Origin of the sequence: Clostridium sp. K04 (genome assembly GCF_019734375.1) — a bacterium.
GTDB lineage: Bacteria > Bacillota > Clostridia > Clostridiales > Clostridiaceae > Clostridium > Clostridium saudiense.
The window spans coordinates 21,621-48,212 of sequence record NZ_JAASHD010000001.1 but is presented as its reverse complement, the minus strand read 5'-3'; the positions used below and the strand labels follow the sequence as shown (position 1 = coordinate 48,212).

Here is a 26,592-nt window from a genome sequence, read left to right as displayed (position 1 = left end):
TGTATTACTTCTTAGATCTATATGTTAATCTACTTAATTTCAAAATTAGTTACTACCAAACGTAGCAAACAACTTCTCCACCTAAGCCTAATTTTCTAGCTTCTCTGTCTACAACTATACCTTTTGAAGTTGAAATTACAGCGATTCCTAATCCATTAAGAACTCTTGGAACTTCATCTTTCTTACAGTATACTCTTAAACCTGGTTTTGAAATTCTCTTTATTCCAGTTATAACTCTTTCTTTGTTAGAACCGTATTTAAGAGATAATCTCATCATTGGAACTACACCATCATTATATTCTTCTATATTTTTGATGTATCCCTCTTGTAATAATATATTTGCAACAGCCTTCTTTACGTTTGAAGAAGGAACTTCTACTACTTCGTGTCTTACAGCATTCGCATTTCTAATACGAGTTAGTAAATCTGCGATAGGATCTGTCATAACCATTTAATTTGCCTCCTTTCAGTCGTTAGGTTTACCAGCTTGCCTTCTTACAACCAGGAATTTCACCCTTGTAAGCAAGTTCTCTAAAGCATATACGGCAAATACCAAACTTTCTTAATACTGCATGTGGTCTTCCACATATTCTGCATCTTGTATAAGCTCTTGTTTTATATTTAGGAGCTTTGCTCCACTTTTCAATAATAGCTTTACGTGCCACAGTTTTCCCTCCTTATTATTGAGCGAATGGCATACCAAGGAATCTTAATAATTCTCTTGCTTCTTCGTCAGTCTTTGCAGTTGTAACGAAGATAATATCCATTCCTCTAACCTTATCGATCTTATCGTATTCTATTTCTGGGAATATTAATTGTTCTTTAATTCCTAAAGAATAATTTCCTCTTCCATCAAATGCCTTATCAGAAACCCCTCTAAAGTCTCTAACTCTTGGAAGAGCAATTGACATTAGTTTATCAGCAAACTCAAACATCTTTGCTCCTCTTAATGTAACTTTACATCCTAATGCCATGTTTTCTCTAATCTTAAAGTTAGCAACAGATTTCTTTGCTCTTGTTAAGATTGGCTTTTGTCCTGAGATAAGTTGTAAATCAGCAACCGCAGATTCTAAAACCTTTTGGTTATCTTTAGCTTCTCCAACTCCCATATTTATAACGATTTTTTCAAGCTTTGGAACTTCCATAACGTTTTTATATCCGAACTTTTCTGTCATAGCTTGAATTACTTCATTTGTGTACTTCTCTTGAAGTCTTGGTGTCATAATTAGTACCTCCTTTCAAATTCTAGAATGTTTCTCCACACTTCTTACAAACTCTAACCTTAGTACCATCTTCTAAGATCTTATTGCTAATTCTTGTAGCATTTTTGCATTTTGTGCAGTATAACATAACTTTTGAGCTGTAAATAGCTCCTTCTTTTTCAATTATTCCGCCTTGAGCATTAGCTCTAGATGGTTTTTGATGTTTCTTTACTATGTTAACTCCTTGAACAAGAACCTTTCCTGTCTTTGGATATACTTTTAAAACTTCACCAGTTTTCCCAGCATCTTTACCAGAAATAACCACTACTGTGTCGTTCTTTTTAACGTGTAACTTCAAATTAGCCACCTCCTCTATTATAGAACTTCTGGTGCTAATGATAATATTTTATTAAATTCTTTATCTCTTAGCTCCCTAGCAACAGGTCCGAAGATACGAGTTCCTCTTGGTTGCTTATCTTCTTTTATTATAACAGCAGCGTTCTCATCAAATTTGATGTATGAACCGTCAGCTCTTCTTAATCCTCTTACTGATCTAACAATAACAGCTTTTACAACGTCACCTTTTTTAACAACTCCGCCTGGTGTTGCACTTTTAACGCTAGCTACTATTATATCTCCAATGTTACCGAACTTTCTCTTTGATCCGCCTAAAACTCTAATACACATTATTTCTTTAGCACCTGAGTTGTCAGCTACCTTTAATAAGGTTTGTTGTTGTATCATTGAAATTTACCCTCCTTTCAGTCTTAAAAAGCTTATTTAGCTCTTTCAACTATTTCAACAAGTCTCCATCTCTTATCTTTAGATAATGGTCTAGTTTCCATTATTAATACTCTATCATTCATGTTAGCTTCATTATTTTCATCATGAGCTTTGAATTTAGTAGTTCTATTCATAGTTTTTCCGTATAGTGGATGTCTTACCTTAGTTTCAACAGCAACTACGATAGTTTTATCCATTTTATCAGAAACAACTCTACCGATTTTCTTCTTTCTTAATCCTCTTTCCATTAGGGGCTACCTCCTTCCAGATTTACTGTTCAAATGCCCTGATCTCTTCTTCTCTAATGATGGTTTTGATTTGGGCTATAGATTTCTTTACTTCTCTTATTCTCATAGGATTTTCTAATTGTCCTGTAGCTAATTGGAATCTTAAGTTGAATAACTCAGCTTTTAATTCTCCTAATTTAGCAACTAAATCTTGAGGATTATTTGCTCTTAAATCTTTTAATTCTCTAGCCTTCATTATTCTTCACCACCCATTTCCTCAAAATCTCTTCTTGTAACGAATTTACACTTTACAGGAAGTTTGTGTGATGCAAGTCTCATTGCTTCTCTTGCAACTTCTTCGTTAACTCCTGATAATTCGAATAATACTCTACCAGGTTTAACTACAGCTACCCAATATTCTGGTGAACCTTTACCAGAACCCATTCTTGTTTCAGCTGGTTTTTCAGTAACTGGCTTATCTGGGAATACTTTTATCCAAAGTTTTCCTCCTCTTCTAATGTATCTGTTAATTGCTATTCTGGCAGATTCTATTTGGTTACTTGTTATCCATCCACAAGTTTGCGCTTGGATACCAAAATCTCCGTATGCAAGGAAATTACCTCTAGTAGCTTTTCCTTTCATTCTACCACGTTGTACCTTACGATGCTTAACTCTTTTAGGCATTAACATGATTATATTCCTCCTTTCTTACGCGTTAACTTCTTCCTTCTTTTCAACTTTTTTAGTTGGAAGAACTTCTCCATTATAAACCCAAACTTTAACTCCGATTTTACCGTATGTTGTATCTGCTTCAGCAAATCCATAATCGATATCAGCTCTTAATGTTTGTAGTGGAATTGTTCCTTCATGATATTGTTCAGTTCTAGCGATTTCAGCTCCACCTAATCTTCCTGAACAAGCTGTTTTAACACCCTTAGCTCCTAATTTCATAGCTCTTTGGATGCTTTGTTTCATAGCTCTTCTGAAAGAAACTCTCTTTTCTAATTGAGCAGCAATGTTTTCAGCAACTAATTGAGCGTTTGCTTCAGCATTCTTAACTTCAACTATATTTATTAAAATGTTCTTTCCGTTTACTAATTTAGCAACCTTAGCTTTTAAAGCTTCGATTCCTGCACCACCTTTACCGATAACAACACCTGGTTTAGCAGTGTATATATTTAACTTAACTCTTTTAGCTGATCTTTCGATTTCTATTTTAGCTATACCAGCTGAGAAAAGTTCCTTCTTTACGAATTCTCTTATTTTGTTATCTTCGATTAAGTTGTCTGCAAATGTTCTCTTATCAGCGTACCATTTTGCATCCCAACCTTTGATAACTCCAACTCTAAGTCCGTGAGGATGTACTTTTTGACCCACTTGTTTTTCCCTCCTTCTTACTAAGCTCTTTCTTTAACTACTACTGTAATATGACTTGTTCTCTTATTGATTCTGAACGCTTTACCGTGGTCCATTGGTCTGAATCTCTTTAAAGTTGGACCAGCACCTACGAATGTTTCAGCAACATATAAGTTTTCAACATTTAAGTCATGATTGTTCTCTGCATTTGCAACAGCTGATTTTAAAACTTTGTTTATAACAACTGCAGCATCTTTTGGAGTGTATTGTAATATAGCGAAAGCCTCGTTAACATTTTTTCCTCTTATTAAATCAAGAACAACTCCTACTTTCATTGGAGACATTCTCACATATTTAGCTATAGCTCTAGCTTCCATTGGTGTTCCTCCTTTCCCAGATTACTTTCTTTTTCTTGATGCTTTTTCGTCGTAATCGTGTCCTCTGTATGTTCTAGTAAGAGCAAATTCTCCTAATTTGTGTCCTACCATATCTTCGCTCACATATACTGGAACGTGTTTTCTACCATCATGAACAGCGATTGTATGACCAATCATTTGTGGGAAAATTGTTGATGATCTTGACCAAGTCTTAACAACCTTATTTTCACCATTAGCATTCATTTCTTCTATCTTCTTTAAAAGTCCTTCGTGTACGAAAGGTCCCTTTTTTATTGATCTACTCACTATAATTTGCCTCCCTTCATAATCTCTAGGCCCAGTAAGCCTGAAGAGAATTAATTCTCTTCAATTACTTACTATTTCTTCTCTTTATTATGAATCTATCAGAATACTTCTTATTCTTTCTAGTCTTGTATCCAAGTGCTGGTTTACCCCATGGAGTAACTGGACTTGGTCTACCGATTGGTGATCTACCTTCACCACCACCGTGAGGGTGATCGCAAGGATTCATAACAGAACCTCTAACTGTAGGTCTCCATCCCATGTGTCTCTTTCTACCAGCTTTACCAATGTTGATGATATCGTTAGTAGTGTTAGATACTGTACCGATTGTAGCTCTACATTCGATTCTTACATATCTCATTTCGCCTGATGGTAATCTTAATGTTGCATAGTTACCTTCTTTAGCCATTAATTGAGCTGAAGTACCTGCTGATCTAACCATTTGGCCACCTTTACCAGCTTGTAATTCAATGTTGTGAACAACTGTACCAACTGGCATATCTTTTAATGCTTTAGCATTACCAACTTTGATATCAGCGTCTGCTCCAGATACTATTGTATCTCCAACTTTTAATCCTACTGGTGCAAGAATGTATCTCTTTTCACCATCAGCATATACTACTAATGCAATGTATGCTGTTCTGTTTGGATCGTATTCTATTGTAGCAACTTTTGCTGGAATACCATCCTTATTTCTCTTGAAATCTATTATTCTATATTTTCTCTTAGCTCCACCACCGTGGTGTCTAACAGTTATTTTACCTTGAGCATTTCTACCACCAGTTTTCTTTAAAGAAACAAGAAGTGATTTCTCTGGGCTGTTTGTAGTTATTTCTTCAAAACTAGCCATTGTCATTTCTCTTCTTGATGGTGTAGTAGGTCTAAACTTTTTAACTGCCATGCTAATTCCCTCCTTCTTTAAGCTTATCTGGTATTATTACCAATACTACGCTTTAATATTATTGCATTCCTTCGAAGAATTCAATACCTTTGCTATCTTGAGCTAATGTGATTATAGCTTTCTTTTGGTCAGCTCTCTTACCAACATGTACGCCCATTCTCTTAGTTTTTCCCATAGTTCTTATTGTTTGAACTTTTTCAACTTTAACGCCGAAAACTTCTTCGATCGCTTTCTTTATTTGAACTTTGTTAGCGCTCATATGAACTATGAAAGTGTACTTCTTTTCTGCCATTGCAGCCATTGACTTTTCAGTTATAACTGGTTTTCTGATTATATCGTGGCTTGTTAACTTCATTATGCGTACACCTCCTCAATCTTTGATACAGCATCCTTAGTCATGATTACTTTTGAGTATTTTAATAAATCATAAACGTTGATGTTGTTTACTGGAAGTACTGCTACTCCTTCAATGTTTCTAGCTGATTTGTAAACTGTTTCGTTTGCTTCAGCAGTAACGATTAATGTCTTTTTAGCATTGAAAGCATTTAACATTTTAACTATTTCCTTTGTTTTAGGAGCTTCTAATGTTAAGCTGTCTAATACTACCATTTCATCATTTTGAACTTTGCTAGTTAAAGCTGATAACATAGCAACTCTTCTCATTGATTTTGGTATTGACATTCTGTAATCTCTTGGCTTTGGTGCGAATACAACTCCACCTTTGATCCATTGTGGTGCTCTGATTGATCCTTGTCTAGCTCTACCAGTTCCCTTTTGTCTCCAAGGCTTGATTCCGCCTCCTCTAACCTCAGCTCTAGTCTTAGCTGATTGAGTTCCTTGTCTCTTGTTAGCTAATAATGCAACAACTACTTGGTGCATAGCATCTGCATTCACTTCAACAGCGAATATATTATCGTTTAATTGAATATCTTCAATCTTGTTTCCTTCTTTGTTAAATAATCCTACTGTAGGCATTCTGTCTCCTCCTTTCTAAAGAAATTAAGCTTTAACAGCGTTTCTTATTACAACTGTGCTCTTGTTAGCACCTGGGATACCACCCTTAACTAATATTAAGTTCTTTTCAGCTATTACTTTAACAACTTCTAAGTTTAATACAGTTGTGTTTACAGCTCCCATGTGTCCTGGCATGTTCTTGTTCTTGAATGTTCTTGATGGATCAGAAGAAGCTCCCATTGAACCTACTGCTCTGTGGAACTTAGAACCGTGTGACATTGGCCCTCTGTTAGCATTCCATCTCTTAATAACACCTTGGAATCCCTTACCTTTAGATACTCCAGAAACGTCAATTTTATCTCCAGCTGCAAATAAATCAGCTTTGATTTCTTGACCTACTTCATATCCGCTGCAATCTTCTAATCTGAACTCTTTTAAAGTTCTTCTTAAAGATACTCCAGCTTTAGCAAAGTGTCCTTTTCTTGGCTTATTAACTAATTTTTCTCTTATTTCACCGAAACCAACTTGTATTGCTTCATAACCATCCTTTTCGATAGTCTTCTTTTGAACAACAACACATGGTCCAGCTTCTACTACAGTTACAGGAACTACCTTTCCATTTTCATCGAAAATTTGAGTCATCCCTATTTTCTTACCGATTATAGCTTTTTTCATGTATTTACACCTCCTAAACGTATTAGCGGATTGCTTTGCAATCATAACCGTTCAAACTGTTTATTTAATAGTTAAGCTATTATAGCTTTATTTCGATATCTACACCAGCAGGTAAGTTTAATCTCATTAATGCATCAACAGTCTTAGGTGATGGATTAACGATATCGATTAATCTCTTGTGTGTTCTGATTTCGAATTGTTCTCTTGAATCTTTGTATTTGTGAACAGCTCTTAATATTGTAACAACATCTTTTTCAGTAGGTAGTGGTACTGGACCTGCAACCTTTGCTCCTGTTGATTTAGCTGTTTCAACGATTTTTTCAGCAGATTGATCTAATATAGTGTGATCAAAAGCCTTTAATCTGATTCTTATTTTTTGTTTTGACATTCTGGTTTCCCTCCTTTTCATGTACGCTTTACTTCTAACGCACAACAGTTGTAGTTCTGTAAACTGTTCCTGGTGTTTCACAACTAAGAACACAAGTTACTACCCCTGCCGTCGGATTCTAGATCCTGACTTGCTCCTCAAGAATAACCCGGAAGTCCGGCAACCTCTTGATTCATCGCGTTGCGCTACACAACTTCTTTATTATACTATCTTTATAAATCTTTATCAAGACTTTTTTTTCATCTTTTTTTAACCATTTATTCAAAAAAATTTTTAGCCTTTTAGAAGTAATTCTGTCGTTCAACTGTTATTATTTTATATCGAATTTAAACTTTTTTCAATAGTATAATTAATGAAATTTTTCTGTGTATTGCCTTATATTATATATGATTAACCTTTCTTTATTAATGTAAACATTTTTATATAAATTTTATCTCTTCTCTATTGTTTTTCTTCATATATATAATTATTTTTTTCTACTTAAATTATTAATAATTTATAATTACATATATTATAACCCACTTTATACGACTTATATGGTTATTGTTTAATACATATCATATAAAAATATTTTTATATAAATATTAATTTAGAAATGAAAAAAAGAAAGAGTAAAGGCGTCCCCTTACTCTTTCTATTTTGTGATCACATTTTTTAAGCGCTTTAATTTAAAATTATATATTTAAAAAGATTTTAAAACTAAATTAAAAGTTTAAAACTATTCGATTATAGAAGTAACAACTCCTGAACCTACAGTTCTTCCACCTTCTCTGATAGCGAATCTTAAACCTTCATCCATAGCTACTTGAGTGATTAACTCAACGTTCATATCGATGTGGTCTCCAGGCATAACCATTTCCATTCCTTCTGGTAATTTGATTGATCCTGTAACGTCTGTTGTTCTGAAGTAGAATTGTGGTCTGTATCCATCGAAGAATGGAGTATGTCTACCACCTTCATCTTTCTTAAGTACGTATACTTGACCTACGAACTTGCTGTGTGGGTTAACTGATCCAACTTTTGCTAAAACTTGACCTCTTTCGATGTCTGTTCTTTGAACACCTCTTAATAATGCTCCGATGTTATCTCCAGCTTGTGCTTCATCTAATAACTTTCTGAACATTTCGATTCCTGTAACAACAGTCTTTCTTCTTTCTTCAGTTAATCCGATTACTTCTACTTCGTCACCTACGTGAAGTATTCCTCTTTCAACTCTTCCTGTTGCAACTGTTCCTCTACCAGTGATTGTAAATACGTCTTCTACTGGCATTAAGAATGGCTTATCTGTTGCTCTTTCTGGTGTTGGGATGTAGCTATCTACTGCATCCATTAATTCCATGATGCAAGCTGTTGCTTCTGGATCTGTTGGGTTTTCTAATGCTCTTAAAGCTGATCCCTTGATTACTGGAATGTCATCTCCTGGGAAGTTGTATTCAGATAATAATTCTCTAACTTCCATTTCAACTAATTCTAATAATTCTTCATCATCAACCATATCTGCTTTGTTTAAGAATACTACGATATAGTCAACACCTACTCTTGATGCAAGTAAGATGTGCTCTCTTGTTTGAGGCATTGGACCATCTGCAGCTGAACAAACTAAGATTGCTCCGTCCATTTGTGCAGCACCAGTGATCATGTTCTTAACATAGTCAGCGTGTCCTGGACAGTCAACGTGAGCGTAGTGTCTGTTTTCTGTTTCGTACTCAACGTGTGCAGTGTTGATTGTGATTCCTCTTTCTTTTTCTTCTGGAGCTCTATCGATATCAGCATAGTTGAACGCTTCTGCGAATCCTCTGTTTGCTAATACTGTTGTGATAGCAGCTGTTAATGTAGTCTTACCGTGGTCTACGTGACCGATTGTTCCGATATTTACGTGTGGTTTACTTCTTTCGAACTTTTGCTTTGCCATTTTGAAAATCCTCCTTTATGGAAACCATATTATGTGAACTTTAAATTTACATTAAAATTCAATAATTGTTTTTTATTATAAATTTAAATTATTTTTTATATATATTAACTTCTGTAACACTACCCATAAATATATTATGGATAATGTTACAAAAAATTATTACAAATTATTTTGCTCTTTTACCAGCAACTTCTTCTTGAATGCTCTTTGGTACTTCTTCATAGTGATCGAATACCATTGAGTAGTTACCTCTACCTTGAGATCTAGATCTTAAAGCTGTAGCATATCCAAACATTTCAGCTAGTGGCACGTATGCTCTTATAACTTGAGCTCCGTTAACTGCTTCCATACCTTCCATTCTACCTCTTCTTGAGTTGATATCGCCGATAACATCTCCCATGTACTCTTCTGGTACAGTTACTTCAACCTTCATCATTGGTTCAAGTAATACTGGGCTTGCTTTTTGCATAGCGTTCTTGAATGCCATAGAACCAGCAATCTTGAATGCCATTTCTGATGAATCGACTTCGTGGTAAGAACCGTGTACTAACTTAACTTTGAAGTTAATAACTTCGTATCCAGCTATTATACCGTTCTTAGCAGCTTCTTGGATACCAGCGTCGATAGCAGGAATATATTCTCTTGGAATAGCTCCCCCAACGATAGCATTTTCAAAGCTGTATTCACCATCAGTTGGTTCCATTTCAATTACAGCATGACCGTATTGACCCTTACCACCTGATTGCTTAGCGTACTTAGCTTCAGCTTTAACAGCTGATCTGATAGTTTCTTTGTACGCAACTTGAGGAGCTCCAACGTTACATTCAACCTTGAATTCTCTTTGTAATCTATCAACGATGATATCTAAGTGTAATTCACCCATACCAGCGATGATTGTTTGACCAGTTTCTTGATCAGTCCAAGTTTTGAAAGTTGGATCTTCTTCAGCTAACTTAGATAAAGCTAATCCCATCTTTTCTTGACCAGCTTTTGTCTTTGGCTCGATAGCTACAGAAATAACTGGTTCTGGGAATTCCATTGATTCAAGTATGATTGGTGCGTTTTCATCACATAAAGTATCACCAGTAGTAGTGTTCTTTAATCCGATGATTGCTCCTAATTCACCTGCTTCTAATGACTCAACTTCTTCTCTAGTGTTAGAGTGCATTTTAACAAGTCTTCCGATTCTTTCTTTCTTACCCTTAGTTGAGTTAAGAACATATGAACCACTGTTCATTATACCTGAGTATATTCTTGTGAATGCAAGCTTTCCAACGAATGGGTCAGTAGCAATCTTGAATGCTAAAGCTGACATTGGAGCTTCATCTGAAGCTTCTCTTGAATCTTCTTCACCTTCTAAAGTTTGACCTTGGATTGCAGGAATGTCTAATGGTGATGGTAAGTAAGCAACAACACCGTTGATCATTTCTTGAACCCCTTTGTTTTTGTATGAAGAACCACAGATACATGGAACTATTTCATTAGCTATAGTAGCTTTTCTTAAAGCAGCGTGTAACTCTTCTTCAGTTAATTCTTCACCTTCAAGGTATTTTTCCATTAACGCTTCATCAGTTTCAGCGATTGCTTCAATCATAGCCATTCTGTATTCTTCAGCTTGATCAGCTAATTCTGCAGGAATTTCTTCAATTCTTACATCTTTACCTAAATCATCATAAGTGATGATAGCGTGATTAGATATTAAGTCTATCATACCTTTGAAATCAGCTTCAGCACCTACTGGTATTTGTATTGGAACTGCATTAGCTTTTAATCTATCTCTAACAGTGTTAACACATCTGAAGAAATCAGCTCCTGTAGCATCCATCTTATTAACATAAATCATTCTTGGAACACCGTACTTATCTGCCTGTCTCCAAACAGTTTCAGTTTGTGGTTCAACCCCACTCTTAGCGTCTAGAACTGTAACAGCTCCATCAAGAACTCTTAATGATCTTTCAACTTCAACTGTAAAATCTACGTGTCCTGGAGTATCGATGATGTTTAATTCATGACCTTCCCAGAAACAAGTTGTTGCTGCAGAAGTAATTGTTATACCTCTTTCTTGTTCTTGAACCATCCAGTCCATTGTAGCAGCACCTTCATGAACTTCTCCTATTTTGTGGCTCTTTCCTGTATAGAATAATATACGCTCAGTTGTTGTTGTTTTACCAGCATCAATGTGAGCCATTATTCCGAAGTTACGGAATTTCTCTAATGGATATTTTCTAGCCATTTTATGTCCTCCTCTCAATGAGTAATTTTATATTCGACAAAACTGTTTTGGCATAAGCCAAAACAGTTTTTGTAATATTAGTATCTGTAGTGAGCGAATGCTTTGTTTGCTTCTGCCATTTTGTGAGTATCTTCTCTCTTCTTAACAGCAGCTCCAGTATTGTTAGCTGCATCTAATAATTCTCCAGCTAATCTTTGAGCCATAACTTTTTCGCCTCTTTTTCTAGCAGCAGCTAAAATCCATCTGATACCTAAAGTTTGTCTTCTCTCAGGTCTAACTTCGATTGGAACTTGGTAGTTAGCACCACCTATTCTTCTAGCTTTAACTTCTAATAAAGGCATAACATTGTTCATAGCTTCTTCGAATACTTCTAAAGCATCTTTGCCTGTTTTTTGCGCCATAATTTCAAACGCTTCGTAGCAAATCTTTTGTGCTACTCCTTTTTTACCATCTTCCATTACGTTGTTTATTAACTTAGTAACAACTTTTGAGTTGTACATTGGATCTGGTAATACATCTCTTTTTGCGATAAATCCTTTTCTTGGCACTTTTCTTCCCTCCTTAACAATTTTAAATTTAATTCATAGGTACTCGGTAAGTAAACTTACCGTAAAGTGCTTCGCTTCTTACATCTATATAAACTTATGTAAAATTTCTAGTCTATGTAAATGCCGAAGATAAGCACTGTCTTAGTTTAGAAAACTATTTTGCTTTTGGCTTCTTAGCACCGTATTTTGATCTTCCTTGTAATCTGTTAGCTACTCCAGCACAGTCAAGTGCTCCTCTTACGATATGGTATCTAACACCAGGAAGGTCCTTAACTCTACCACCTCTTATAAGAACAACGCTGTGCTCTTGTAAGTTGTGACCTACACCACCGATGTAAGCAGTTACTTCGAATCCATTTGTAAGTCTTACTCTCGCAATTTTTCTTAACGCTGAGTTAGGCTTCTTTGGAGTAGTAGTTTTAACAACTGTACAAACTCCTCTTCTTTGTGGACACTCGTTTAGTGCTGGTGCTGTTGATTTATTAACAACAGTCTTTCTACCTTTTCTTACTAATTGGCTTATAGTTGGCATTTCTTCACCTCCTGAAATTTATTTATCTATATAAAATAAGATAAACACTAATTTATTATTCTAGGGTCAATATCGCTGATGAATTAACATCAATCCCGCCTATCTTCCCAAGTTCTTTCATTGTAGATACTTCTACAATCTCAATGTTTTTCTCTTTTGCAAGTTGAATTATTGGAGATATCAACTTAGCATTTGCATCTTTAGCTACATATAAAACTTTTCCCTCGTTGTTTTTAATCAATTTAGTACACTGTTTTATTCCAATAACCTTTTTTACTACAATTCTGTCTAACATGAATCCCCCTCCTTAATTAAAGATCATAGAGGCATGCTATACAGGATGCCTCCATAAATCATGTAGACAATCATACTGTAGTGTAGCTTTAAATCACACAATTGGTATTTTATCATTTAAGCATACACATGTCAATAAAATTGCATTGTATTATTCTATTGTATCAATATTATCTTCTTCTAATTCTTCTGTTGGTACATCTAGCTTAACAGATCTATATCTCATCATACCAGTACCAGCTGGAATTAACTTACCTATAATAACATTTTCTTTCAATCCTATTAATGGATCTATTTTTCCTTTTATTGCTGCTTCTGTAAGTACTCTAGTTGTTTCTTGGAATGAAGCTGCTGATAAGAAACTATCAGTTGCAAGGGCAGCTTTTGTTATACCTAATAAAGCCATTTCTCCCTTAGCTTCTTCTCCACCAAACTCTCTTACTCTAGCATTTTCTTCTTCAAAATCAAACATATCTATCATAGTACCTGGTAATAAATCTGTATCTCCTGAATCAGAAACTTTTACTTTTCTTGTCATTTGTCTAACAACTACTTCTAAGTGCTTATCGTTGATATCAACCCCTTGTAGTCTATAAACCTTTTGAACTTCTGAAAGTAAATATCTTCTAGCTCCTTCAACACCTTTAATATTCATAATATCATGTGGGTTAACTGAACCTTCTGTAATTTCATCTCCGGCTTCAATAACATCATTATCAGATACTCTTAATCTTGAACCAAATGGAATGTCATAGCTACGTTCTTCACCGTCAGCAGCCATTACAAACACAGTTTTCTTCTTCTTAGTTTCTTCTACTCTTACAGTACCTGCAATTTCAGAAACTATTGCAAGACCCTTAGGTTTTCTAGCTTCAAATAATTCTTCAACTCTAGGAAGACCTTGAGTGATATCCGCACCAGTAGCAACCCCACCAGTATGGAATGTTCTCATTGTAAGCTGAGTACCAGGTTCACCGATTGATTGAGCTGCAATTATACCAACAGCTTCTCCTATATTGATCTTTTGAGCTGTAGCCATGTTCATACCATAACACTTAGCACAAACACCTACTTTACAGTTACAAGTAAATACAGATCTTATTTTAACCTTCTTAACTCCTGCTGCTGTAATTCTATCAGCCATATGAGATTCAATATATTGATCTTTTCCTAATAATAATTCACCGCTTTCTGGATCATAAACATCCTCTGCAGTATATCTTCCATATAATCTTTCTGCTAATCCTTCGATTACTTCGTTACCTTCTTTGATTTCAGATACGATTAATCCTCTATCAGTACCACAATCTTCTTCTCTTACGATAACGTCTTGTGATACGTCAACAAGTCTTCTTGTTAAGTAACCTGAATCGGCAGTCTTAAGTGCTGTATCGGCATTACCCTTTCTAGCACCGTGTGTTGATATGAAGTATTCTAATACGTCAAGACCTTCTCTGAATGAAGCCTTGATTGGTAATTCGATAATCTTACCTGATGGAGCGGCCATAAGTCCTCTCATACCAGCTAATTGTTTTATCTGAGCCTTAGATCCTCTGGCTCCTGAATCAGCCATCATGAATATTGGGTTGAATTTATCCAAGCTATCCATTAACGCATTGGCAACATCTTCTGTTGTCTTACTCCATTTTTCAATAACTTTTTCATATCTTTCATCTTCAGATATGAAACCTCTCTTATACATCTTTTCTACTTTTTCAACTGTTTCTTCAGCTTCCTTAAGTAGTTCATACTTAGCTTCAGGTACTATCATATCTGATGCAGCAACTGTTACAGCTCCGATAGATGAGTAATGATATCCTAATGCTTTTATTTTATCTAACATTATAGATGTATTAGTAGGTCCGTGTTTAATGTAACACTTATCTATTAATTTTCCTAAAGTTTTCTTAGTGATTAAGAAATCAACTTCAAGATCAAATTCTGTTTCTGGATTTGTTCTATCTACATATCCTAAATCTTGAGGAATAGATTCATTGAATATAATCTTACCTACAGTAGTCTTAATTATTCCTGATTTTTCTACTCCATCTACTACTTTATGCATTCTTACATTAATTGCAGCATGAACAGCAATTTCGCCTACATTATAAGCCATTATTGCTTCATCTACATTTGCAAAATACATTCCTTCGCCCTTAGCGTTTTCTTTATCCATAGTTAAGTAATATGAACCTAGAACCATATCTTGTGTAGGAACACAAACTGGTTTACCATCTGAAGGTTTCATTATGTTTCCTGCTGCAAGCATTAAGAATCTAGCTTCTGCTTGAGCTTCAACTGATAATGGAACGTGAACCGCCATTTGGTCTCCATCGAAGTCAGCATTATACGCTGTACATACTAATGGGTGAAGTTTTATTGCTCTACCTTCAACTAATACAGGTTGGAAGGCTTGAATTCCTAGTCTATGTAGAGTAGGCGCTCTGTTAAGTAAAACTGGATGATCTGTGATAACTTCTTCAAGTATATCCCATACTTGTTCGTTAACTCTTTCAACCATTCTCTTAGCACTCTTTATGTTATGAGCTACTCCATCTTCAACTAATTTTTTCATTACGAAAGGCTTAAATAATTCTAATGCCATTTCTTTTGGTAAACCACATTGGTACATCTTTAATTCTGGTCCAACAACGATAACTGATCTACCAGAATAGTCAACTCTCTTACCAAGTAAGTTTTGTCTAAATCTACCTTGCTTACCTTTTAACATATCAGATAATGATTTTAAAGGTCTATTACCTGGTCCAGTAACTGGTCTTCCTCTTCTACCATTATCAATTAGAGCATCAACTGCTTCTTGAAGCATTCTTTTTTCATTTCTAACAATTATATCTGGAGCTCCTAAATCTAAAAGCTTCTTTAATCTGTTATTTCTATTGATTACTCTTCTATATAAATCATTTAAGTCAGATGTAGCGAATCTTCCTCCATCTAATTGAACCATAGGTCTTAAATCAGGTGGAATTACAGGAATTACATTTATAACCATCCATCTTGGATCATTTCCTGATTTTCTAAAAGATTCTACAACTTCTAATCTTCTTATAATTCTAACTTTCTTTTGACCACTACTAGTCTTTAATTCTTCTTTTAATTCTCTAGAAGTTGTTTCTAAGTCTATTTCTCCAAGGATTTCTTGAACTGCTTCAGCACCCATTCCAGCTACGAAGCTTTCTTCACCAAACTTATCCACAGCTTCTCTATATTCTTTTTCACTTAAAAGTTGTTTCTTTAAAAGTGAAGTTTCTTTAGGGTCAATAACCACATATGAAGCAAAGTATAAAACTTTTTCTAAAGCTCTTGGTGACATATCTAAAAGTAATCCCATTCTTGAAGGAATTCCTTTAAAGTACCAAATGTGAGATACTGGGGCAGCTAACTCAATGTGCCCCATTCTTTCTCTTCTTACTTTAGCTTTTGTAACTTCAACTCCACATCTGTCACAAACAATTCCCTTATATCTAACTCTCTTATATTTACCACAATGACATTCCCAGTCTTTCATAGGTCCAAATATTCTTTCACAGAATAGACCATCTCTTTCTGGTTTTAAAGTTCTATAATTAATTGTTTCTGGCTTCTTAACTTCACCTCTAGACCATTCTCTAATTTGGCTTGGAGAAGCTAAGCCGATTTGTATTGCATCAAAATTGTTCAATTCAAACAAGGGTATATCCTCCCTTCAATTTTAGTGTTCGTCATTAACGAAATCATCTAATTCTAATTCTTCTTCATGAAAACCTTCTAAAGTAAATGATTCATAATCAATATCTTCATCGATTTCTTCATCATTAGTTGTATAACTATCGTCTCCTGCCACTTGTTCTGTAACAAGTTCTTCAGTTCCTTCGATATTTACTTCTAATTCCTCTGAATCATCATCAGAGAATTCTTTTAATTTAACTTCTTCGTTATCTTCGTTTAATACTTTAACATCTAAGCATAAAGCTTGAAGTTCTTTAATAAGAACCTTGAATGATTCTGGAACTCCTGGTTCAGGGATATTTTCACCCTTAACTATAGCTTCATAAGTCTTAACTCTTCCTACAACGTCATCTGACTTAACTGTTAAGATTTCTTGTAATGTATGAGCTGCACCGTATGCTTCTAGTGCCCAAACTTCCATTTCCCCAAATCTTTGACCACCAAATTGAGCTTTACCTCCAAGTGGTTGTTGAGTAACTAGTGAGTATGGACCTGTAGATCTAGCATGGATCTTATCATCAACTAAGTGAGCAAGCTTTAAGATATACATTATACCAACTGTAACTTCATTATCAAATGGTTCTCCAGTTCTTCCATCATATAATACAGTCTTTCCGTTTGCGTTGTATCCTGCTTTTTCTAAGCAATCTTCTATATTCTTTTCTGTTGCACCATCAAATACAGGTGTTGCAATGTGCCATCCTAATGCACTTGCAGCCCAACCTAAGTGAACTTCTAATACCTGACCGATATTCATACGTGATGGAACCCCTAGTGGATTTAAACAAATTTGTAGTGGTCTACCATCTGGTAAGAATGGCATATCTTCTTCTGGTAAAACTCTAGAAATAACCCCTTTGTTACCATGACGACCGGCCATCTTATCTCCAACAGATATTTTTCTCTTTTGAGCTATATAACATCTTACAAGTTCGTTAACACCTGGATTTAAGTCATCACCGTTTTCTCTTGTAAATACTTTTACGTCAACGATAATACCAGCTTCTCCATGTGGTACTCTTAATGAAGTATCTCTAACTTCTCTTGCTTTTTCTCCAAATATAGCTCTTAATAATCTTTCCTCAGCTGTTAATTCAGTTTCTCCCTTAGGTGTAACTTTACCTACAAGTACATCTCCTGATCTAACTTCAGCACCGATTCTGATTATTCCTCTTTCATCTATATCTTTAAGAGCATCTTCACTAACATTAGGAATATCTCTTGTTATTTCTTCTGGTCCTAGCTTAGTATCTCTAGCTTCACATTCATATTCTTCAATATGGATAGAAGTAAATACATCTTCTCTTACTAATTCTTCAGAGATAAGCATAGCATCCTCGTAGTTGTAACCTTCCCAAGTAATGAATCCCATTCTGATATTCTTTCCTAATGCGATTTCTCCTAGGTCAGTTGCTGGACCATCAGCTAATACTTGGTTCTTAAATACAATTTCACCCTTATCTACTAAAGGTCTTTGATTTATACAAGTACCTGGGTTACTTCTCTTGAATTTAAGTAATTTGTATGTGTCTATTCCTCCATCAAGATCTCTCTTAACTCTGATTTCAGATGAACTAACATATACAACTGTACCTGAGTTTTTAGCTTTAGGTAATACTCCTGAATCTGCTGCTGCTCTATATTCAATTCCTGTACCTACTATTGGAGCTTGAGGCTTTAATAGTGGAACTGCTTGACGTTGCATGTTCGCTCCCATAAGTGCTCTTGATGCGTCGTCATTTTCAAGGAAAGGTATCATTGCAGTAGCAACTGAAACTATTTGTCTTGGTGAAACGTCAATTAAATCTACGTCTTTAGCATTAACTTGTAAAATATCATGCTTATGTCTAACAGTAACTCTACTGTCAACGAATCTTCCATCTTCACCTATAGGTTCTTTAGCTTGTGCAATTAAGTATAAATCTTCTTCATCAGCAGTAAAGTATCTGATTTCATCTGTAACTATTCCAGTTTCTTTATCAACAATTCTATATGGAGTTTCAATGAATCCATATTCATTAACTTTAGCATATGTTGCTAATGAGTTGATTAACCCTATATTTGGTCCTTCTGGAGTTTCTATAGGACACATTCTACCATAATGTGAATGGTGAACGTCTCTTACTTCGAAACCAGCTCTTTCTCTTGAAAGACCTCCTGGTCCTAAAGCAGATAATCTTCTCTTATGTGTTAATTCTGATAATGGATTAGTTTGATCCATGAATTGTGATAATTGAGAGCTACCAAAGAATTCTTTTATCGCAGCAGCTACTGGTCTAATGTTTATTAACATTTGAGGAGTAATTGCTTCTTGATCTTGAATAGTCATTCTTTCTTTAACTACTCTTTCCATTCTTGATAAACCAATTCTGAATTGGTTTTGTAATAACTCACCAACAGATCTTAATCTTCTATTACCTAAATGGTCTATATCATCAGTATATCCAACTCCATAAGCTAATCCTAATTCATAACTTATTGTTGCAAATATATCATCTCTTATAATATGTTTAGGTATTAATCTAGTTATGTTCTTTTTGATTTCTTCTTTGATAGATTGTTCATCATCATAATTGTCAAGAATTTCCATTAAAGTAGGGTAATGGACAGCTTCTCTTATGTTTAAATCACTTACATCAAATGATACAACTTTTTCTAAATCAACAAAGTGGTTACCTATTACTCTTAACACTTTATCTTCTACTAAAATGTCAACAGAGTTAATTCCTGCACTTTGAATGTTAGAAGCCATTGTTCTGCTTATTTTTTCTCCTTGTTCAACCATTATTTCTCCAGTTGAAGGATTTATTATATCAGCAGCTGCAATTTGATTAATTAATCTAAGATTAATAGCTAATTTCTTATTAAATTTGTATCTACCTACTCTTGATAAATCATATCTTTTAGCATCAAAGAATAAAGAGTCAATTAATGAAACCGCACTATCAACTGTAGGTGGTTCACCTGGTCTTAATCTCTTATAGATTTCAAGTAAAGCTTCCTCTTTAGTCTTAGTGTTGTCTTTTTCAATAGTCGCTTTGAATCTTTCTTCTTCACCAAAATAATCTAAAAGCTCTTGGTCACTTCCATAACCCATAGCTCTAGCTAATATTGTAATTGGTAGTTTTCTTGTCTTGTCAATTCTAACATAAATAACATCATTAGAATCTGTTTCGTATTCTAACCACGCACCTCTGTTAGGAATAACAGTTGATGAAAATAATTTTTTACCACTTTTATCAACAGTATTACTATAGTATACACCTGGAGATCTAACTAATTGGCTTACGATAACTCTCTCAGCCCCATTAATTATAAAAGTACCTTGTTCAGTCATTAGTGGGAAGTCTCCCATAAACACTTCTTGTTCTTTTATTTCTCCTGTTTCATTGTTTGTCAGTCTTACTGACACCTTCAATGGTGCTGCATAAGTACAATCTCTTTCCTTACACTCCTCCACTGAATACTTAATATTATCCATATCAAGTTTGTAATCTACAAACTCTAGTACAAGATTTCCTGTGAAATTTGAAATAGGATTAACATCGTCAAAAACTTCTAATAATCCTTCTCTCAAAAACCACTCATAAGAATCTAATTGTACCTCGATTAAGTTTGGCATTTCGGTTACATCTTTAACCTTAGCAAAGCTCATTCTAGTTCTTTTTCCGACTTGGACAGGATGTACCATGAATTTTCACCCCTTGTTTAAAGTAAAATAACCAAAAGCATAATTTCCCTAAGGACATATACTTTCGGAGAGCATCACGTTATAGTATAACCATTTTTATACTTGATTATACTCATTTTCGCAAGAATATATAATTATCCATAATGAATAGTACATTTTATGATAGTAACATACCCTATTTTTTTTGTCAACACTTTTGTATATTATTTACACTCCATTAATATAATAGTATTCTCAAAAAAATATTTCTCATTCTAAATTTTCAATTTTTTCATGATTTGGGCATTAAAAAAGGTGCTATAAAGCACCTTTTTATATTAAGTTAAGAAATTACTTAACTTCTACTTCAGCTCCAACTTCAGCTAATTTAGCTTTCATGTCTTCAGCTTCTTCTTTAGAAACAGCTTCTTTTAATGTCTTAGGAGCTCCGTCAACTATTTCTTTAGCTTCCTTTAATCCTAATCCAGTTATTTCTCTAACAACTTTGATAACTTTGATCTTGTTTGCACCAGCATTTGATAATACTACGTCAAACTCAGTCTTTTCTTCAGCTGCAGCACCTGCAACAGCTCCACCAGCAACAGCAACTGGAGCAGCAGCGCTAACACCAAACTCCTCTTCGCAAGCAGTTACTAATTCGTTTAATTCTAAAACAGTCATTTCTTTTATAGCTTGAATGATTTCTTCTCTTGTCATTTTAATTGCACCTCCAAAATTTTTATCAGTTTATTATTCAGCTGACTCTGATTCTTTTTTTTCTTTAATTGCATTTAATAAGTATGCAAGGTTTGATAATGGAGCTTTGAAGCTTCCAAGAAGTTTTGCAATAAGAACTTCTTTTGATGGGATTGTTGCAAGTTTTTCAACTCCAGCCTTGTCATAAACAATACCGTCAACAACACCTGCTTTTAATTCTAACTTCTTATGATCTTTAGCAAAATCATTTAATACTCTTGCAGGAGCAGTAGCATCTTCGTAACCGAAAGCTATTGAAACTGGTCCTTCTAAGTATTGAACTAAATCACCTAAACCTAATTCGTTAGCAGCTAATGTTACTAATGTGTTTTTGTAAACTTTATATTCAACACCAGCTTCTCTTAAGCTCTTTCTTAACATTGTATCTTCTTCAACTGTTAAACCTTGGTAACTAGCTAATGCTACACCTTGAGCTTTTTCTAACTTTTCTTTAATCTCAGCTACTTTAGCTTCTTTGATTTGTCTGTTCTTCTTTATCACTGTGTGTCCACCTCCTCACAGTTATTAACTGTAATATATATTAAGAAAGGTCTTCCCATAGACACAGGAAGACCAAATAAATAATCACTTATCTAGTTATCCTAGGCAGGCGATTACTTTAAACCTTACGGCACCTACTGTCTACGGAAACAGTATTCTCTTTTTTCACAACGAAATTTATTATACTATGTTAATTTCACTATGTCAATATTAATCTAAAACTTTTGTTGGATTAATCTTAGCTCCAGGTCCCATTGTGCTTGAAACTGATACAGATTTAACGTATTGTCCCTTAGCAGCAGCTGGTTTAGCCTTAACTAATGCATCCATTAAAGCGTGGAAGTTTTCTTGTAACTTTTCAACACCAAATGATTTCTTTCCGATTGGGCAGTGAACGATAGCAGTTTTATCAACTCTATATTCAACCTTACCTGCTTTGATATCAGCTATAGCTTTAGCTACATCAAATGTTACTGTTCCTGATTTTGGGTTTGGCATTAATCCCTTAGGTCCTAATACTCTACCTAATCTACCAACTACACCCATCATATCTGGAGTAGCAACTACTACATCGTAGTCAAACCAGTTTTCACCTTGGATCTTTTGAACTAATTCTTCAGCTCCAACGAAATCTGCTCCAGCTTCTTGTGCTTCTGTAGCTTTTGCACCTTTAGCAAATACTAATACTTTAACGCTTTTACCAGTTCCGTTTGGAAGAACAACAGCTCCTCTAACTTGTTGGTCAGCGTGTCTTGGGTCTACCCCTAATCTAACGTGTAATTCGATAGTTTCATCGAATTTAGCTTTTGCAGTTTTTACAGCTAAATCTAAAGCTTCAGCTGGTGTATATAAAACGTTCTTATCAACTAATTTTGAACTTTCAATATATTTCTTTCCCATTGTTATGCCTCCTTCGTGGTTTTAGCGGTTTTTACCTCCCACTTAATAAAAAATCAGAATTACTCTGCGATTGTAACACCCATACTTCTAGCAGTACCTTCGATCATGCTCATTGCAGTTTCGATTGTAGCAGCATTTAAGTCTGGCATTTTTAATTCAGCGATCTTTCTAACTTGATCCTTTGTTAATGTTCCAACTTTTGTTCTGTTAGGAACTCCTGAACCGCTTTCTAATCCTAATTCTTTCTTAATTAGAACTGCAGCTGGAGGAGTCTTTAAGATAAAACTAAAAGATCTATCTTGGTATACTGTTATAACAACTGGTATTATTAATCCAGCTTGATTAGCAGTCTTTGCGTTAAACTCCTTACAGAATCCCATAATGTTTACACCGTGTTGTCCTAATGCTGGACCTACTGGTGGTGCTGGTGTTGCCTTACCTGCAGGAAGTTGTAATTTAATCATTCCTGTTACTTTCTTAGCCATTTACTATTCCTCCTATACTGTGGTAATACGGACTTTTTGTCCTCCCACTTAATTAAAAACATTAGTTTTATATTTTTAATACTAAACTAATTTCTCAACTTGGTTAAAATCTAGTTCAGCTAACGTTTCTCTGCCGAACATATCTATTAAAGCTTTTATCTTGTGTTTTTCAACACTTATCTCTTGAATTATCGCTACGAATTCTCTTAGCGGTCCTGAGATAACTCTTACACTTTCTCCTACTTCTAAGTCTATATCTATAGGCATTTCTACAACACCCATTGATTCAACTTCTTCATCAGTAAGAGGTACTGGTTTAGAACCTGGGCCAACAAATCCTGTTACACCTCTAGTATTTCTAACCACATACCATGACTCATCAGTCATAAGCATTTTTATTAACACATATCCTGGGAACTTTTTCTTTAAAGAAACCTTTTGTTTACCATCTTTTTCTTCGATAACTTCTTCCATAGGAACTTGTATATCAAGAAGTAGATTTTCAAGATTTCTATTTTCTACGGTCTTTTCAATATTTGCTTTAACCTTATTTTCGTAACCTGAATATGTGTGTACTACATACCATCTAGCTCTTTCACTCATATTTACTATAGATGAGAAACTCACCTAAACCTCCTTTATTATAGTTTAAAAATCAATTTAAAGAGGTTTGTAAAAATATAATCTAACCCGCCAACTAATATTATATATATTAGTACGACTACGCCTACTGCAATTAACGCTTTTTTTGTGTCATCTTTAGAAGGCCAAGTTATTCTTTTAACCTCTGCCTTAAGTTCTCTAAAAAACTTAGAAAGCCCTCTTTTTTCAGAAGTTTTAGTATTAATATTTACATTTTCTTTAATAGCCATTACTTCACATCCTTAACTATTGCGAGTACGTGTCATTACTCTAAAGCGAACTATTTAGTTTCTTTGTGTTGTGTGTGTTTTTTACAGAATCTGCAATATTTATTCATTTCCATTCTGTCTGGGTTGTTTTTCTTATTTTTCATTGTGTTGTAATTTCTTTGCTTACACTCTGTGCATGCTAATGTTACTTTTACTCTCACAGTCTGCACCTCCAGTTTATCCAAATAATTATATAAGTATATATGATATTGTGTTACCTAATTCGTTAATTACTTAAACACTCTATCATAAAAGCGATATTATGTCAATAATATTAGCTTGGTAAAGGACTAGGTAAACTAACCCAGCCCTTTATATATGAAGTAATTAATCTACTATTCTATTATAGAAGTAACAACTCCTGAACCTACAGTTCTTCCACCTTCTCTGATAGCGAATCTTAAACCTTCATCCATAGCTACTTGAGTGATTAACTCAACGTTCATATCGATGTGGTCTCCAGGCATAACCATTTCCATTCCTTCTGGTAATTTGATTGATCCTGTAACGTCTGTTGTTCTGAAGTAGAATTGTGGTCTGTATCCATCGAAGAATGGAGTATGTCTACCACCTTCATCTTTCTTAAGTACGTATACTTGACCTACGAACTTGCTGTGTGGGTTAACTGATCCAACTTTTGCTAAAACTTGACCTCTTTCGATGTCTGTTCTTTGAACACCTCTTAATAATGCTCCGATGTTATCTCCAGCTTGTGCTTCATCTAATAACTTTCTGAACATTTCGATTCCTGTAACAACAGTCTTTCTTCTTTCTTCAGTTAATCCGATTACTTCTACTTCGTCACCTACGTGAAGTATTCCTCTTTCAACTCTTCCTGTTGCAACTGTTCCTCTACCAGTGATTGTAAATACGTCTTCTACTGGCATTAAGAATGGCTTATCTGTTGCTCTTTCTGGTGTTGGGATGTAGCTATCTACTGCATCCATTAATTCCATGATGCAAGCTGTTGCTTCTGGATCTGTTGGGTTTTCTAATGCTCTTAAAGCTGATCCCTTGATTACTGGAATGTCATCTCCTGGGAAGTTGTATTCAGATAATAATTCTCTAACTTCCATTTCAACTAATTCTAATAATTCTTCATCATCAACCATATCTGCTTTGTTTAAGAATACTACGATATAGTCAACACCTACTCTTGATGCAAGTAAGATGTGCTCTCTTGTTTGAGGCATTGGACCATCTGCAGCTGAACAAACTAAGATTGCTCCGTCCATTTGTGCAGCACCAGTGATCATGTTCTTAACATAGTCAGCGTGTCCTGGACAGTCAACGTGAGCGTAGTGTCTGTTTTCTGTTTCGTACTCAACGTGTGCAGTGTTGATTGTGATTCCTCTTTCTTTTTCTTCTGGAGCTCTATCGATATCAGCATAGTTGAACGCTTCTGCGAATCCTCTGTTTGCTAATACTGTTGTGATAGCAGCTGTTAATGTAGTCTTACCGTGGTCTACGTGACCGATTGTTCCGATATTTACGTGTGGTTTACTTCTTTCGAACTTTTGCTTTGCCATTTGAAATTCCTCCTTATTTTTAAATAAACTTTGCCTAGCGTTTGCATACTAATTTATATTCTCCATGGAGCTCATGATCGGGATTGAACCGACGACCTCCGCCTTACCAAGGCGACACTCTGCCAACTGAGCTACATGAGCATTAAAGTGCTATTCACTTTAATATACCAATTATAAAGTTTACTATCATTTGTTTTTTTTGTCAATATTAATTTACTATTATTATTTAGTGTCGGAAAGGCACTTTTCAAGCTTTCTTTTCACTCTCTGAAGTGCATTATCTATAGACTTTGCATGCCTATCTAAATCACATGCAATTTCTTGATAAGACTTACCATCAAGATAAGATTGTAACACTTCCATTTCCAAATCTGAAAGTACTTTTGAAATTGCTTCCTCAATGTACTTTTTTTCTTCTTTTCCAATAATAAGTTCTTCTGGATCACTTATCTTAATACTTGATAGTATATCCAAAAGTGTTCTTTCTGAATCATCTTCTGATACAGGTTTATTAAGAGATACATATGTATTTAATGGAATATGTTTTTGCCTTGTTGCTGTTTTTATTGCAGTAATTATCTGCCTAGTTATACACAATTCAGCAAACCCTCTAAATGTAGTTGATTTTTCATAGTTAAAATCTCTTATTGCTTTATATAAACCAATCATTCCCTCTTGATAAATATCTTCTTTGTCAGCTCCAATCAGGAAATATGATTTAGATTTTACCTTAACAAAGCTTTCATACTTAGAAATAACATATTCTTGAGCTCTACTATTTCCATTTTTTGCTTCAACCACAATTTCTTCTTCTGTCATTCCTTCAAATTCACTTGCTATCTCTTTCGAATAATCTTTGTTATCCACAAATCCCCCTCCATTCCCAAAAGCGCCTTTATATTTACCCACGCCTCATAGCCTCTAATTTTTTTAAAACATCATCATCAATATTATCTTGAACAGTACTCTTATGTGAAGTATATACTTTCTTAGTTGCTCGTCTTATATCTTCTGATGTATCAAATACCATATTATAGAATTCTATACTTGAAATTCTAGTTGCACCTCTTTGGAAAATTGTTTGCTGCTCCAAAGAATCAGATGTAACTACTGATACTTCAAATCTTCTTCCGATATTATGTATTTCTCTTTCAATATAAGCATCTGCAGTTTCTCCACTTTTAGTAAATACTACTGTTAAATTTTTATTGTATTCATATTTATTTTCTAAATTACCAGCTACTCTATAACCATCAAATACTAACATAATTTTGCACTGATGAATAGCACCATAATTATGTAAAATATCTATAAGTTTTTGTCTAGCACTATCCAAACTTATTTCTTTTTCACTCTTTAGATTACTCCAACTATTTATTACATTATATCCATCTATAAATATAAATTTCACTTTTTACCCCTATGTGTA

At 34.6% G+C, this 26,592-nt stretch carries 33 protein-coding genes, 1 tRNA gene and 1 other annotated feature; all 34 genes read right to left on the bottom strand.

From position 1 onward, the window contains the following. Positions 1–52 precede the first annotated feature (52 nt). The 34 genes from rpsH to HCG70_RS00120 all read right to left on the bottom strand — a co-directional run bounded on the left by rpsH (position 53) and on the right by HCG70_RS00120 (position 26,574). Complete coding sequence (gene rpsH, locus HCG70_RS00285; protein WP_005212071.1) at positions 53–451, bottom strand: 30S ribosomal protein S8; 399 nt, start codon at positions 449–451, stop codon at positions 53–55. Positions 452–479: 28 nt separating this feature from the next. Beyond that, positions 480–665: a type Z 30S ribosomal protein S14 gene (locus HCG70_RS00280; protein ID WP_005212070.1), complete on the bottom strand. Its 186-nt coding sequence runs from the start codon at positions 663–665 to the stop codon at positions 480–482. A gap of 15 nt (positions 666–680) precedes the next feature. Continuing rightward, positions 681–1,223 carry a 50S ribosomal protein L5 gene (gene rplE, locus HCG70_RS00275; protein WP_042401520.1) on the bottom strand — a complete coding sequence of 181 codons (543 nt, stop codon included), beginning with the start codon at positions 1,221–1,223 and terminating at the stop codon, positions 681–683. A 22-nt stretch (positions 1,224–1,245) separates the two neighbouring features. After that, positions 1,246–1,560, bottom strand: a complete 315-nt coding sequence (rplX, locus tag HCG70_RS00270; RefSeq protein WP_042401522.1) for a 50S ribosomal protein L24 — start codon at positions 1,558–1,560, stop codon at positions 1,246–1,248. A gap of 17 nt (positions 1,561–1,577) precedes the next feature. Beyond that, entirely contained in the window at positions 1,578–1,946 is a 369-nt protein-coding gene (rplN, locus tag HCG70_RS00265) for a 50S ribosomal protein L14 (RefSeq protein ID WP_005212064.1), read from the bottom strand. Between the two features lie 32 nt (positions 1,947–1,978). Beyond that, complete coding sequence (gene rpsQ, locus HCG70_RS00260; RefSeq protein ID WP_005212062.1) at positions 1,979–2,233, bottom strand: 30S ribosomal protein S17; 255 nt, start codon at positions 2,231–2,233, stop codon at positions 1,979–1,981. 22 nt (positions 2,234–2,255) lie between these two features. Further along, the gene (gene rpmC / locus HCG70_RS00255) at positions 2,256–2,468 is read right to left on the bottom strand and encodes a 50S ribosomal protein L29 (protein ID WP_005212060.1); all 213 of its coding nucleotides are present in this window, start codon (positions 2,466–2,468) and stop codon (positions 2,256–2,258) included. Next, entirely contained in the window at positions 2,468–2,902 is a 435-nt protein-coding gene (gene rplP / locus HCG70_RS00250; RefSeq protein WP_040419026.1) for a 50S ribosomal protein L16, read from the bottom strand. The genes rpmC and rplP overlap by 1 nt, the downstream gene beginning before the upstream one ends. 18 nt (positions 2,903–2,920) lie before the next feature. Further along, positions 2,921–3,589 carry a 30S ribosomal protein S3 gene (gene rpsC / locus HCG70_RS00245; RefSeq protein WP_042401527.1) on the bottom strand — a complete coding sequence of 223 codons (669 nt, stop codon included), beginning with the start codon at positions 3,587–3,589 and terminating at the stop codon, positions 2,921–2,923. Between the two features lie 20 nt (positions 3,590–3,609). Beyond that, on the bottom strand, positions 3,610–3,945 hold the full coding sequence (rplV, locus tag HCG70_RS00240) for a 50S ribosomal protein L22 (protein WP_005212053.1): 336 nt from the start codon (positions 3,943–3,945) through the stop codon (positions 3,610–3,612). A 21-nt stretch (positions 3,946–3,966) separates the two neighbouring features. Continuing rightward, a complete protein-coding gene (gene rpsS, locus HCG70_RS00235; RefSeq protein WP_005212052.1) occupies positions 3,967–4,251 on the bottom strand; it encodes a 30S ribosomal protein S19 in 285 nt (94 codons plus the stop codon). 64 nt (positions 4,252–4,315) lie between these two features. After that, positions 4,316–5,149 carry a 50S ribosomal protein L2 gene (gene rplB, locus HCG70_RS00230; protein WP_042401531.1) on the bottom strand — a complete coding sequence of 278 codons (834 nt, stop codon included), beginning with the start codon at positions 5,147–5,149 and terminating at the stop codon, positions 4,316–4,318. Positions 5,150–5,207: 58 nt separating this feature from the next. Then, entirely contained in the window at positions 5,208–5,504 is a 297-nt protein-coding gene (gene rplW, locus HCG70_RS00225; RefSeq protein WP_042401534.1) for a 50S ribosomal protein L23, read from the bottom strand. Beyond that, the gene (rplD, locus tag HCG70_RS00220) at positions 5,504–6,124 is read right to left on the bottom strand and encodes a 50S ribosomal protein L4 (protein WP_042401537.1); all 621 of its coding nucleotides are present in this window, start codon (positions 6,122–6,124) and stop codon (positions 5,504–5,506) included. The genes rplW and rplD overlap by 1 nt, the downstream gene beginning before the upstream one ends. A gap of 24 nt (positions 6,125–6,148) precedes the next feature. Beyond that, the gene (rplC, locus tag HCG70_RS00215; RefSeq protein WP_042401540.1) at positions 6,149–6,778 is read right to left on the bottom strand and encodes a 50S ribosomal protein L3; all 630 of its coding nucleotides are present in this window, start codon (positions 6,776–6,778) and stop codon (positions 6,149–6,151) included. Positions 6,779–6,857: 79 nt separating this feature from the next. After that, positions 6,858–7,166: a 30S ribosomal protein S10 gene (rpsJ, locus tag HCG70_RS00210; protein WP_021876938.1), complete on the bottom strand. Its 309-nt coding sequence runs from the start codon at positions 7,164–7,166 to the stop codon at positions 6,858–6,860. A 718-nt stretch (positions 7,167–7,884) separates the two neighbouring features. Continuing rightward, complete coding sequence (gene tuf / locus HCG70_RS00205) at positions 7,885–9,078, bottom strand: elongation factor Tu (RefSeq protein ID WP_055277280.1); 1,194 nt, start codon at positions 9,076–9,078, stop codon at positions 7,885–7,887. A 166-nt stretch (positions 9,079–9,244) separates the two neighbouring features. Further along, entirely contained in the window at positions 9,245–11,311 is a 2,067-nt protein-coding gene (gene fusA, locus HCG70_RS00200; RefSeq protein ID WP_042402308.1) for an elongation factor G, read from the bottom strand. Between the two features lie 77 nt (positions 11,312–11,388). Then, entirely contained in the window at positions 11,389–11,859 is a 471-nt protein-coding gene (gene rpsG, locus HCG70_RS00195) for a 30S ribosomal protein S7 (protein WP_005212828.1), read from the bottom strand. A gap of 154 nt (positions 11,860–12,013) precedes the next feature. Continuing rightward, positions 12,014–12,391, bottom strand: coding sequence for a 30S ribosomal protein S12 (rpsL, locus tag HCG70_RS00190; protein WP_042402301.1), 378 nt, complete (start codon positions 12,389–12,391; stop codon positions 12,014–12,016). Positions 12,392–12,446: 55 nt separating this feature from the next. Then, positions 12,447–12,686 (bottom strand): ribosomal L7Ae/L30e/S12e/Gadd45 family protein, encoded by a 240-nt coding sequence (locus HCG70_RS00185; protein ID WP_042402297.1) that lies wholly within the window; start codon positions 12,684–12,686, stop codon positions 12,447–12,449. Between the two features lie 150 nt (positions 12,687–12,836). Next, positions 12,837–16,373, bottom strand: a complete 3,537-nt coding sequence (rpoC, locus tag HCG70_RS00180) for a DNA-directed RNA polymerase subunit beta' (RefSeq protein WP_042402296.1) — start codon at positions 16,371–16,373, stop codon at positions 12,837–12,839. Positions 16,374–16,394: 21 nt separating this feature from the next. Further along, positions 16,395–20,102: a DNA-directed RNA polymerase subunit beta gene (rpoB, locus tag HCG70_RS00175; protein WP_055277880.1), complete on the bottom strand. Its 3,708-nt coding sequence runs from the start codon at positions 20,100–20,102 to the stop codon at positions 16,395–16,397. A 330-nt stretch (positions 20,103–20,432) separates the two neighbouring features. Further along, positions 20,433–20,798 carry a 50S ribosomal protein L7/L12 gene (gene rplL, locus HCG70_RS00170; RefSeq protein WP_042402292.1) on the bottom strand — a complete coding sequence of 122 codons (366 nt, stop codon included), beginning with the start codon at positions 20,796–20,798 and terminating at the stop codon, positions 20,433–20,435. Positions 20,799–20,831: 33 nt separating this feature from the next. Then, entirely contained in the window at positions 20,832–21,335 is a 504-nt protein-coding gene (gene rplJ, locus HCG70_RS00165; RefSeq protein ID WP_042402315.1) for a 50S ribosomal protein L10, read from the bottom strand. A 36-nt stretch (positions 21,336–21,371) separates the two neighbouring features. Next, positions 21,372–21,503 (bottom strand) — a sequence feature (ribosomal protein L10 leader region). Positions 21,504–21,548: 45 nt separating this feature from the next. Further along, a complete protein-coding gene (gene rplA / locus HCG70_RS00160; protein ID WP_042402291.1) occupies positions 21,549–22,238 on the bottom strand; it encodes a 50S ribosomal protein L1 in 690 nt (229 codons plus the stop codon). Positions 22,239–22,297: 59 nt separating this feature from the next. After that, positions 22,298–22,723, bottom strand: coding sequence for a 50S ribosomal protein L11 (rplK, locus tag HCG70_RS00155; protein ID WP_042402288.1), 426 nt, complete (start codon positions 22,721–22,723; stop codon positions 22,298–22,300). Between the two features lie 81 nt (positions 22,724–22,804). Continuing rightward, a complete protein-coding gene (gene nusG / locus HCG70_RS00150) occupies positions 22,805–23,326 on the bottom strand; it encodes a transcription termination/antitermination protein NusG (protein WP_042402312.1) in 522 nt (173 codons plus the stop codon). Positions 23,327–23,364: 38 nt separating this feature from the next. After that, complete coding sequence (gene secE / locus HCG70_RS00145) at positions 23,365–23,595, bottom strand: preprotein translocase subunit SecE (RefSeq protein ID WP_042402286.1); 231 nt, start codon at positions 23,593–23,595, stop codon at positions 23,365–23,367. A gap of 50 nt (positions 23,596–23,645) precedes the next feature. Then, a complete protein-coding gene (gene rpmG / locus HCG70_RS00140; RefSeq protein ID WP_042402281.1) occupies positions 23,646–23,795 on the bottom strand; it encodes a 50S ribosomal protein L33 in 150 nt (49 codons plus the stop codon). Between the two features lie 174 nt (positions 23,796–23,969). After that, the gene (tuf, locus tag HCG70_RS00135; protein WP_055277280.1) at positions 23,970–25,163 is read right to left on the bottom strand and encodes an elongation factor Tu; all 1,194 of its coding nucleotides are present in this window, start codon (positions 25,161–25,163) and stop codon (positions 23,970–23,972) included. Between the two features lie 65 nt (positions 25,164–25,228). Continuing rightward, a tRNA-Thr gene (locus HCG70_RS00130) sits at positions 25,229–25,304 on the bottom strand. An 81-nt stretch (positions 25,305–25,385) separates the two neighbouring features. Continuing rightward, positions 25,386–26,030, bottom strand: coding sequence for an RNA polymerase sporulation sigma factor SigH (gene sigH / locus HCG70_RS00125; RefSeq protein ID WP_082423941.1), 645 nt, complete (start codon positions 26,028–26,030; stop codon positions 25,386–25,388). A gap of 34 nt (positions 26,031–26,064) precedes the next feature. Continuing rightward, positions 26,065–26,574, bottom strand: a complete 510-nt coding sequence (locus HCG70_RS00120) for an NYN domain-containing protein (RefSeq protein WP_042401911.1) — start codon at positions 26,572–26,574, stop codon at positions 26,065–26,067. Positions 26,575–26,592 lie beyond the last annotated feature (18 nt).

Coding starts and splice junctions, on each gene's coding strand:
- rpsH (WP_005212071.1), bottom strand. CDS start 451: ATGGTTATGACAGATCCTATCGCAGATTTACTAACTCGTATTAGAAAT.
- rplE (WP_042401520.1), bottom strand. CDS start 1,223: ATGACACCAAGACTTCAAGAGAAGTACACAAATGAAGTAATTCAAGCT.
- rplN (WP_005212064.1), bottom strand. CDS start 1,946: ATGATACAACAACAAACCTTATTAAAGGTAGCTGACAACTCAGGTGCT.
- rpsQ (WP_005212062.1), bottom strand. CDS start 2,233: ATGGAAAGAGGATTAAGAAAGAAGAAAATCGGTAGAGTTGTTTCTGAT.
- rpmC (WP_005212060.1), bottom strand. CDS start 2,468: ATGAAGGCTAGAGAATTAAAAGATTTAAGAGCAAATAATCCTCAAGAT.
- rplP (WP_040419026.1), bottom strand. CDS start 2,902: ATGTTAATGCCTAAAAGAGTTAAGCATCGTAAGGTACAACGTGGTAGA.
- rplV (WP_005212053.1), bottom strand. CDS start 3,945: ATGGAAGCTAGAGCTATAGCTAAATATGTGAGAATGTCTCCAATGAAA.
- rplB (WP_042401531.1), bottom strand. CDS start 5,149: ATGGCAGTTAAAAAGTTTAGACCTACTACACCATCAAGAAGAGAAATG.
- rplW (WP_042401534.1), bottom strand. CDS start 5,504: ATGAAGTTAACAAGCCACGATATAATCAGAAAACCAGTTATAACTGAA.
- rplD (WP_042401537.1), bottom strand. CDS start 6,124: ATGCCTACAGTAGGATTATTTAACAAAGAAGGAAACAAGATTGAAGAT.
- rplC (WP_042401540.1), bottom strand. CDS start 6,778: ATGAAAAAAGCTATAATCGGTAAGAAAATAGGGATGACTCAAATTTTC.
- rpsJ (WP_021876938.1), bottom strand. CDS start 7,166: ATGTCAAAACAAAAAATAAGAATCAGATTAAAGGCTTTTGATCACACT.
- tuf (WP_055277280.1), bottom strand. CDS start 9,078: ATGGCAAAGCAAAAGTTCGAAAGAAGTAAACCACACGTAAATATCGGA.
- fusA (WP_042402308.1), bottom strand. CDS start 11,311: ATGGCTAGAAAATATCCATTAGAGAAATTCCGTAACTTCGGAATAATG.
- rpsL (WP_042402301.1), bottom strand. CDS start 12,391: ATGCCAACTATAAGCCAATTAGTAAGAAAAGGTAGAAAGACTGTTGTT.
- HCG70_RS00185 (WP_042402297.1), bottom strand. CDS start 12,686: ATGTTAGACAGAATTGTAGTAAAAAAGGTTATTGGAATAAAACAGTGT.
- rpoB (WP_055277880.1), bottom strand. CDS start 20,102: ATGGTACATCCTGTCCAAGTCGGAAAAAGAACTAGAATGAGCTTTGCT.
- rplL (WP_042402292.1), bottom strand. CDS start 20,798: ATGACAAGAGAAGAAATCATTCAAGCTATAAAAGAAATGACTGTTTTA.
- rplA (WP_042402291.1), bottom strand. CDS start 22,238: ATGGGAAAGAAATATATTGAAAGTTCAAAATTAGTTGATAAGAACGTT.
- rplK (WP_042402288.1), bottom strand. CDS start 22,723: ATGGCTAAGAAAGTAACAGGAATGATTAAATTACAACTTCCTGCAGGT.
- nusG (WP_042402312.1), bottom strand. CDS start 23,326: ATGAGTGAAAGAGCTAGATGGTATGTAGTACACACATATTCAGGTTAC.
- secE (WP_042402286.1), bottom strand. CDS start 23,595: ATGGCTATTAAAGAAAATGTAAATATTAATACTAAAACTTCTGAAAAA.
- tuf (WP_055277280.1), bottom strand. CDS start 25,163: ATGGCAAAGCAAAAGTTCGAAAGAAGTAAACCACACGTAAATATCGGA.